The organism is Streptomyces altiplanensis (assembly GCF_053591575.1).
Window position 1 is genome coordinate 143,458 of record NZ_JBSFUB010000008.1, and the last position, 8,896, is coordinate 152,353.

Sequence of the window (8,896 nt, forward strand, 5' to 3'; positions counted from 1 at the left end):
CTCTCTAGCGCGCGTTGAAGTACTTCGCCTCGGGGTGGTGGATGACGATCGCGTCGGTGGACTGCTCCGGGTGGAGCTGGAACTCCTCGGAGAGGTGCACCCCGATCCGCTCGGGCTGGAGCAGGTCGGCGATCTTCGCGCGGTCCTCCAGGTCCGGGCAGGCGCCGTAGCCGAGCGAGAAGCGCGCGCCGCGGTACTTGAGGGCGAACATGTCCTCGACGTCGGCCGGGTCCTCGGCCGCGAAGCCGAGCTCGGAACGGACCCGGGCGTGCCAGTACTCGGCGAGCGCCTCGGCCAGCTGGACGGAGAGGCCGTGGAGTTCGAGGTAGTCGCGGTAGGAGTTCGATTCGAACAGCTCGGCCGTGGCCTCGCCGATCTTCGATCCGACGGTGACGACCTGGAGGCCGACCACGTCCGTCTCGCCGGACTCCTCGGGGCGGAAGAAGTCGGCCAGGCACAGGCGGCGGCCGCGGCGCTGGCGCGGGAAGGTGAAGCGGGTGCGCTCGCTGCCGTCCTCGCCCAGGAGGATCAGGTCGTCGCCCTTGGACACGCAGGGGAAGTAGCCGTAGACGACGGCGGCTTCCAGCATGTTCTTGGTGTGGAGCTGCTCCAGCCAGCCGCGCAGCCGGGGACGTCCCTCGGTCTCGACGAGCTCCTCGTACGTCGGCCCGTCGCCGGCCCTGGCCTGCTTGAGGCCCCACTGGCCCTTGAACAGCGCGCCCTCGTCCAGCCAGGAGGCGTACTCCTTGAGGCCGATGCCCTTGACCACGCGGGTGCCCCAGAACGGCGGCTCGGGGACCGGGTTGGTGGTGGAGACGTCGGAGCGGGACGGGCCCTCGGGCTCCTGGACCTCGAGGAGGGGGGTGTCCCGCCTGGCCACGCGGCGCTGCTTGAGTTCGGGGAGTTTGGCGCCGGGAACGCCGCGCTTGACGCCGATCAGGGCGTCCATCAGGCGCAGTCCCTCGAAGGCGTCGCGGGCGTAGCGGACTTCGCCCTCGTAGATCTCGTGCAGGTCCTGCTCGACGTAGGCCCGGGTCAGGGCGGCGCCGCCGAGGATGACCGGGAAGTCCGCGGCCATCTTGCGCTGGTTGAGCTCCTGGAGGTTCTCCTTCATGATCACCGTGGACTTCACCAGCAGGCCCGACATGCCGATGACGTCGGCCCTGTGCTCCTCGGCCGCCTCCAGGATCGCGGAGACCGGCTGCTTGATACCGAGGTTGACGACCGTGTAGCCGTTGTTGGACAGGATGATGTCGACGAGGTTCTTGCCGATGTCGTGCACGTCCCCGCGGACGGTGGCCAGCACGATCGTGCCCTTGCCCTCGTCGTCGGTCTTCTCCATGTGCGGTTCCAGATGCGCCACCGCGGTCTTCATCACCTCGGCCGACTGGAGTACGAACGGCAGCTGCATCTGCCCGGAGCCGAACAGCTCACCGACGACCTTCATGCCCTCCAGCAGCGTGTCGTTGACGATGTCCAGGGCCGGACGGGACTGAAGGGCCTCGTCGAGGTCGGCCTCCAGGCCGTTCTTCTCCCCGTCGATGATGCGGCGCTGCAGCCGCTCGTCGAGCGGCAGGGCCATCAGCTCCTCGGCGCGGCCGGCCTTCATCGACTTCATGTTGACGCCCTCGAAGAGGGCCATCAGCTTCTGGAGCGGGTCGTAGCCCTCGGCGCGGCGGTCGTAGATCAGGTCGAGGGCGACCTTGACCTGCTCCTCTTCCAGACGAGCGATGGGCAGGATCTTGCTCGCGTGCACGATCGCCGAGTCCAGTCCGGCCTTGACGCACTCGTCGAGGAAGACGGAGTTCAGCACCACGCGGGCGGCCGGGTTCAGGCCGAAGGAGATGTTCGACAGGCCCAGGGTGGTCTGGACGTCCGGGTGGCGGCGCTTGAGCTCACGGATCGCCTCGATCGTGGCGATGCCGTCCTTGCGGGACTCCTCCTGCCCGGTGCAGATGGTGAAGGTGAGGCAGTCGATGAGGATGTCCGACTCCTCGATGCCCCAGTTCCCGGTCAGATCGGCGATCAGCCGCTCGGCCACGGCGACCTTGTGCTCGACCGAGCGGGCCTGGCCCTCCTCGTCGATGGTCAGCGCGATCAGCGCGGCGCCGTGCTCCTTGGCGAGCGCGGTCACCTGGGCGAAACGCGACTCCGGCCCGTCGCCGTCCTCGTAGTTGACCGAGTTGATGACCGCCCGCCCGCCGAGCTTCTCCAGGCCCGCCCGGATGACGGGCAGTTCGGTGGAGTCCAGCACGATGGGCAGGGTGGATGCGGTGGCGAACCGGCCGGCCAGTTCCGCCATGTCGGCCACGCCGTCCCGGCCCACGTAGTCGACACACAGGTCGAGCATGTGCGCGCCCTCACGGATCTGGTCGCGCGCCATCTCCACACAGTCGTCCCAGCGGGCCTCCAGCATCGCCTCGCGGAACTTCTTCGACCCGTTGGCGTTCGTGCGCTCGCCGATCGCCAGGTAGGCGGTGTCCTGACGGAAGGGAACCGACTGGTAGAGGGAGGCCGCGCCCGGCTCGGGGCGCGGCTCGCGCGGCGCCGGGGCAAGCCCGCGGGCCCGCTCGACGACGGCGCGCAGGTGCTCCGGCGTCGTACCGCAGCAGCCACCGATCAGGGACAGCCCGTAGTCGCGTACGAACGTCTCCTGGGCATCGGCCAGGCCGTCGGGGCCGAGCGGGAAGTGCGCACCGTCCTTGGTGAGCACGGGAAGGCCCGCGTTGGGCATGCACATCAGCGGCGTACGGGAATGACGGGCCAGATAGCGCAGGTGCTCGCTCATCTCGTCCGGGCCCGTCGAGCAGTTCAGGCCGATCAGGTCGATGCCCAGCGGCTCCAGGGCCGTCAGCGCGGCGCCGATCTCCGAGCCGAGCAGCATGACGCCGGTCGTCTCGAAGGCGAGTGAACAGATCAGCGGCACCTCGGTGCCCAGGGCGTCCATCGCGCGGCGCGCGCCGATCAGGCTCGACTTGGTCTGGAGCAGGTCCTGGGTGGTCTCCACGATCAGGGCGTCCGCACCGCCGGCGAGCAGCCCTTCGGCGTTCTGCTGGTAGCCGTCCCGCAGCACGTCGTACCCGATGTGGCCGAGCGAGGGCAGCTTGGTGCCGGGGCCGATCGATCCCAGCACCCAGCGCTGGCGGCCGTCCTTGGCGGCGAACTCGTCGGCGACCTCACGCGCGATGCGCGCACCCGACTCGGACAGCTCGAAGATCCGGTCGGCGATCTCGTACTCGTTCGCCGCCGAGTGGTTCGCGCCGAAGGTGTTGGTCTCGACGCAGTCCACGCCGACCGCGAAGTACTCCTCGTGGACGGAGCGCACGATGTCCGGGCGGGTGATGTTGAGGATCTCGTTGCAGCCTTCGAGGTTCTCGAAGTCCTCGAGGCTGGGGTCCTGCGCCTGGAGCATGGTGCCCATCGCTCCGTCGGCGACGACGACTCGGCTGGCGAGCGCTTCGCGGAGGGCGTCTGCGCGGCTGCTGCGGCTGGCAGGCGTGGGGGTCGGCAACGAGGCCATGGGTCTGCTCCCTGGGGTGCGACGGCTGTCGGCTTTGCCCCTTCCCGGCGGAAGGGGCACGCGGCCAGCCTAACCGTGCCCCCGCCCGCGGTGTGAAGGCGTCCCACGGGGCGGACGGGCGCCGTGTTCTGATGGCTCCCGGCCACGGGGGCGGCCGCGGACGGTGACGTCAGGTCGACATGAGCCGATAGTGTTCAGCATTGTCGAACCGAGGTGGAGGTGCCCGATCGTGGCGAAGAACATCCAGTCGCTCGAGCGGGCGGCGGCGATGCTGCGCCTGCTCGCCGGTGGCGAGCGCAGGCTCGGACTGACCGAAGTGGCCTCGTCCCTCGGCCTCGCCAAGGGTACGGCGCACGGCATCCTGCGCACCCTCCAGGCGGAGGGTTTCGTCGAGCAGGACCCCGCCTCCGGCCGTTACCAGCTGGGCGCCGAACTGCTGCGCCTCGGCAGCACCTATCTGGACGTGCACGAGCTGCGCGCCCGCGCGCTGGTGTGGACCGACGACCTGGCCCGCTCCAGCGGAGAGAGCGTCTACCTCGGCGTCCTGCACCACAAGGGCGTACTGATCGTCCACCACGTCTTCCGCCCGGACGACAGCCGGCAGGTGCTGGAGGTGGGCGCGATGCAGCCGCTGCACTCCGCCGCCCTGGGCAAGGTCCTCTCGGCGTACGACCCGGTGGCCCACAACGAGGCCCTCGAGAACGAGCGCGAGGCCTTCACCCCGCGCACGACCACGGACCCGGAGGGCTTCGAGGCGGTGCTCGACCTGACCCGGGCGCGCGGCTGGGCCGCCGACGTGGAGGAGACCTGGGACGGAGTGGCCTCGATCGCCGCCCCCATCCACGACCGGCGGCGGATGCCCGTCGGCGCGGTCGGTGTCACCGGCGCCGTCGAGCGGATCTGCGCGGGCGGAGAGCTCCGCCCCGACCTCGTGGCCGCCGTACGGGACTGCGCGCGCGCGGTGTCCCGGGATCTGGGCGCCGGGCGCTTCTGAGGCGCGTACCACCTCCTCCTGTCACGCCGGTAACGATCGCGATACCGGCCGCAGAACCCTTGACGTGTGTGATGCCGGGGACAAAACTGCCGTTCATCGGTCGGCATTGTCGAACACCTACCGGCAATACGCGTTAGAGTGTGGCAACGCCAAGGGACCGGCTAGGCCCTCGATGAGGGCGCGAACCACCGGAGGGACCCGGAGTTCGCCTTTCCCCTGGACGAAGGACAAAGGAGTCGCGGGTGTCCAGCTCCGACATCTTCATCGGCGAGACCATCGGTACCGCCGTGCTCATCCTGCTGGGTGGCGGCGTCTGCGCCGCCGTCACGCTGAAGCGCTCGAAGGCCCAGAACGCGGGCTGGCTCGCCATCACCTTCGGGTGGGGTTTCGCCGTGCTGACCGGCGCCTACCTGGCCGGCGGCGTCTCCGGCGCGCACCTCAACCCCGCGGTCACCGTCGGCCTCGCGATCGAGGGCGGGACCGAGTGGAGCGACGTACCGCTCTACTTCGCCTCCCAGCTGTTCGGCGCCATGATCGGCGCGGTGCTCGTCTGGCTGACGTACTACGGCCAGTTCCATGCCCACCTCACCGACCCCGAGGTCATCGCGGCGCAGCCCGTGGAGGAGGGCCTGGTCGACCAGAAGACCGCGCCCAAGGCCGGCCCCGTGCTCGGGATCTTCTCCACGGGCCCCGAGATCCGCAACGCCGTGCAGAACGTCATGACCGAGGTCATCGCGACCGTCGTACTGGTCCTGGCGATCCTCACGCAGGGCCTCAACAACGAGGGCAACGGCCTCGGCACGCTGGGCGCGCTGGTCACCGCCCTCCTCGTGGTCGGAATCGGCCTCTCGCTCGGCGGCCCGACCGGTTACGCGATCAACCCGGTGCGTGACCTCGGCCCCCGGATCGTGCACGCTCTGCTTCCGCTGCCCAACAAGGGCGGTTCGGACTGGGGCTACGCGTGGGTCCCGATCGTGGGTCCGCTGATCGGCGGCGCCGTCGCCGGCGGCATCTACCGGATCGCCTTCGCCTGAGCCCCCTGCCGGACAGAGCCCGTACCGAGCCGTACAGACCTCATGGAGCACACCGTGACCGACGCACACACCACCGGCCCCTTCATCGCGGCCATCGACCAGGGCACCACGTCCAGCCGCTGCATCGTCTTCGACAAGGACGGCCGGATCGTCTCGGTCGACCAGAAGGAGCACGAGCAGATCTTCCCGAAGCCGGGCTGGGTCGAGCACGACGCGGCCGAGATCTGGACCAACGTCCAGGAGGTCGTCGCCGGCGCCATCGAGAAGGCGGGCATCACGCCCGCCGACGTCAAGGCGATCGGCATCACCAACCAGCGCGAGACCACGCTGCTGTGGGACAAGAACACCGGTGAGCCCGTCCACAACGCCATCGTGTGGCAGGACACCCGCACCGACGCGCTCTGCAAGGAGCTCGGCCGCAACGTCGGCCAGGACCGCTTCCGCCGCCAGACCGGCCTGCCCCTCGCGTCGTACTTCGCGGGCCCCAAGGTGCGCTGGCTGCTCGACAACGTCGAGGGCCTGCGCGAGCGCGCCGAGGCCGGTGACATCCTCTTCGGCACCATGGACTCCTGGGTCATCTGGAACCTGACGGGCGGCACCGACGGCGGCGTACACGTCACCGACGTCACGAACGCGTCGCGCACCCTGCTCATGAACCTGCACGAGATGCGGTGGGACGAGAAGATCCTCCAGTCGATGGAGATCCCGGCCGCCGTGCTGCCGGAGATCCGTTCCTCCGCCGAGGTGTACGGCGTCGCCAAGGCGGGGCCGCTGGCGGGTGTGCCCGTCGCCTCCGCGCTCGGCGACCAGCAGGCGGCGCTGTTCGGCCAGACGTGCTTCTCCGAGGGCGAGGCCAAGTCGACGTACGGCACCGGCACCTTCATGCTGCTGAACACCGGTGACAAGCCCGTCAACTCCTACAACGGCCTGCTGACGACCGTCGGTTACCAGATCGGCGAGCAGAAGCCCGTCTACGCCCTCGAAGGCTCGATCGCCGTCACCGGCGCGCTCGTCCAGTGGATGCGCGACCAGATGGGCCTGATCAAGTCGGCCGCCGAGATCGAGACGCTGGCCTCCTCGGTCGAGGACAACGGCGGCGCGTACTTCGTGCCGGCCTTCTCCGGCCTGTTCGCCCCGTACTGGCGCCCCGACGCCCGCGGTGTGATCGCCGGCCTCACCCGGTACGTCACCAAGGCGCACATCGCCCGTGCCGTCCTGGAGGCCACCGCCTGGCAGACCCGCGAGATCAGCGACGCCATGACCAAGGACTCCGGCGTCGAGCTGACCGCCCTCAAGGTCGACGGCGGCATGACCTCCAACAACCTGCTGATGCAGACGCTCTCCGACTTCCTGGACGCACCGGTCGTGCGCCCGATGGTCGCCGAGACCACCTGCCTCGGCGCCGCCTACGCCGCCGGCCTGGCCGTCGGCTTCTGGTCCAGCACCGACGAGCTGCGCGCCAACTGGCGCCGGGCCGCCGAGTGGACCCCCCGCATGGACGCGGCCACGCGGGACCGCGAGTACAAGAACTGGCTCAAGGCCGTGGAGCGGTCCATGGGCTGGCTCGACGACGAGAGCTGACGAGGAGTTACCCACCATGACCATCCTGCAGAGCGTTCCGGCCCTCGGGACGCACCCGGCCGACGGTTCCACGGCGAGCCGCGCCGAGACCCGGGACCAGCTTTCCAAGGCGGCGTACGACCTCCTGGTGATCGGCGGCGGCATCCTGGGCATCTCCACCGCCTGGCACGCCGCGCAGTCCGGGCTGCGGGTGGCCCTGGTGGACGCCGGCGACTTCGCCGGCGCCACCTCCTCCGCCTCCTCCAAGCTGCTCCACGGCGGACTGCGCTACCTCCAGACGGGCGCGGTCAGGCTGGTCGCGGAGAACCACTTCGAGCGCCGGGCCGTCTCGCGCGACGTGGCGCCGCACCTGGCCAATCCGCTGACCTTCTACCTCCCCGTCTACAAGGGCGGTCCGCACGGCGCGGCCAAGCTCGGCGCGGGCGTCTTCGCCTACTCGGCGCTGTCCGCCTTCGGGGACGGGGTCGGTCACGTCATCAGCCCGTCGAGGGCGGCGCGTGACGTTCCGGAACTCCGTACGGACAACCTCAAGGCCGTCGCCGTGTACGGCGACGACCAGATGAACGACTCGCGCATGGCGCTGATGACGGTCCGCGCCGCCGCCCAGTCGGGCGCGACCGTCCTCAACCACGCCGAGGTCACCGGCCTGCGCTTCACCCGGGGCCGCGTCACGGGCGCCGAGCTCAAGGACCGGCTGGACGGTTCGGAGTTCGGCGTCGACGCCCGCCTGGTGCTCAACGCCACCGGTCCGTGGGTCGATCACCTGCGCAAGCTGGAGAACCCGGATGCGGCCCCCTCCATCCGGCTCTCCAAGGGCGCTCACCTGGTCCTCAAGCGCACCGCCCCCTGGCGGGCGGCGCTGGCCACTCCGATCGACAAGTACCGCATCACCTTCGCGCTGCCGTGGGAGGACCAGCTCCTGCTCGGCACGACCGACGAGGAGTACGAGGGCGACCCCGGGGACGTCTCCGTCAACGAGAAGGACATCGCCCAGATCCTGGACGAGGCCGCCTTCTCGATCCGCGACCAGCAGCTCTCCCGCGACCTCATCACGTACTCCTTCGCGGGCCTGCGGGTCCTGCCCGGCGGTCCCGGCGACACCTCCAAGGCCAAGCGCGAGACGGTCGTCACCGAGGGCCGCGGCGGCATGCTGTCGGTGGCGGGCGGCAAGTGGACGACGTTCCGCCACATAGGCCGCACCGTCATGAACAAGCTCGCCGCCCTGCCCGGCCACCCGCTGGGCGAGGACATGGAGCCGGTCTCGCGCCTGCCCAGGAAGCTGCCGCTGCCGGGCATCTCCAACCCGAACGCGGTCGCCCACCGGCTGCTCGTCGACGGCGGTACGCCGGGCCCCCGGATGTCCGCCGACACCGCCCGTCACCTGGCCACCCACTACGGCTCGCTGTCCTTCGACATCGCGCGCCTGGCCAACGAGGACAAGGCGCTGGCCGAGCGCATCCACCCGGACGCGCCGGAGATCTGGGCGCAGGTCGTGTACGCCCGCGACCACGAGTGGGCCGAGACGGCGGACGACGTGCTGCGCCGCCGTACGACGCTGACGATCCGCGGCCTGGCCACGGACGAGGTCCGCGCCAAGGTCGAGGACGTGCTGGGCAAGAAGGCCTGACCGCGCTCTCTTCCGCGATGGGCGGCGAGGGGCGGCCGTCATGGACGGCGGCAGCCGCTCGCCCCGCCGGGCCGCCACCTGGTAGTGGTTCCGGCTGTCCTTGTGGATCTGCCAGTGCATCCCGATCGTGCGCTTGTCGT

General features: G+C 70.2%; 5 protein-coding genes. 4 read left to right on the forward strand and 1 reads right to left on the reverse strand.

The annotated features are described in order from the left end of the window. Positions 1-4: 4 nt before the first annotated feature. A complete protein-coding gene (metH, locus tag ACWD0Y_RS06260) occupies positions 5-3,520 on the reverse strand; it encodes a methionine synthase (protein ID WP_450259273.1) in 3,516 nt (1,171 codons plus the stop codon). Positions 3,521-3,749: 229 nt separating this feature from the next. Between metH and ACWD0Y_RS06265 the strand changes: the two genes are divergently transcribed. The 4 genes from ACWD0Y_RS06265 to ACWD0Y_RS06280 all read left to right on the forward strand — a co-directional run bounded on the left by ACWD0Y_RS06265 (position 3,750) and on the right by ACWD0Y_RS06280 (position 8,756). Beyond that, positions 3,750-4,514 (forward strand): IclR family transcriptional regulator, encoded by a 765-nt coding sequence (locus ACWD0Y_RS06265; RefSeq protein WP_450259274.1) that lies wholly within the window; start codon positions 3,750-3,752, stop codon positions 4,512-4,514. A 242-nt stretch (positions 4,515-4,756) separates the two neighbouring features. Beyond that, positions 4,757-5,548, forward strand: a complete 792-nt coding sequence (locus tag ACWD0Y_RS06270; RefSeq protein WP_450259275.1) for an MIP/aquaporin family protein — start codon at positions 4,757-4,759, stop codon at positions 5,546-5,548. Positions 5,549-5,602: 54 nt separating this feature from the next. Next, on the forward strand, positions 5,603-7,129 hold the full coding sequence (gene glpK / locus ACWD0Y_RS06275; RefSeq protein ID WP_093803649.1) for a glycerol kinase GlpK: 1,527 nt from the start codon (positions 5,603-5,605) through the stop codon (positions 7,127-7,129). 16 nt (positions 7,130-7,145) lie between these two features. Continuing rightward, on the forward strand, positions 7,146-8,756 hold the full coding sequence (locus ACWD0Y_RS06280) for an FAD-dependent oxidoreductase (protein WP_450259276.1): 1,611 nt from the start codon (positions 7,146-7,148) through the stop codon (positions 8,754-8,756). Positions 8,757-8,896 lie beyond the last annotated feature (140 nt).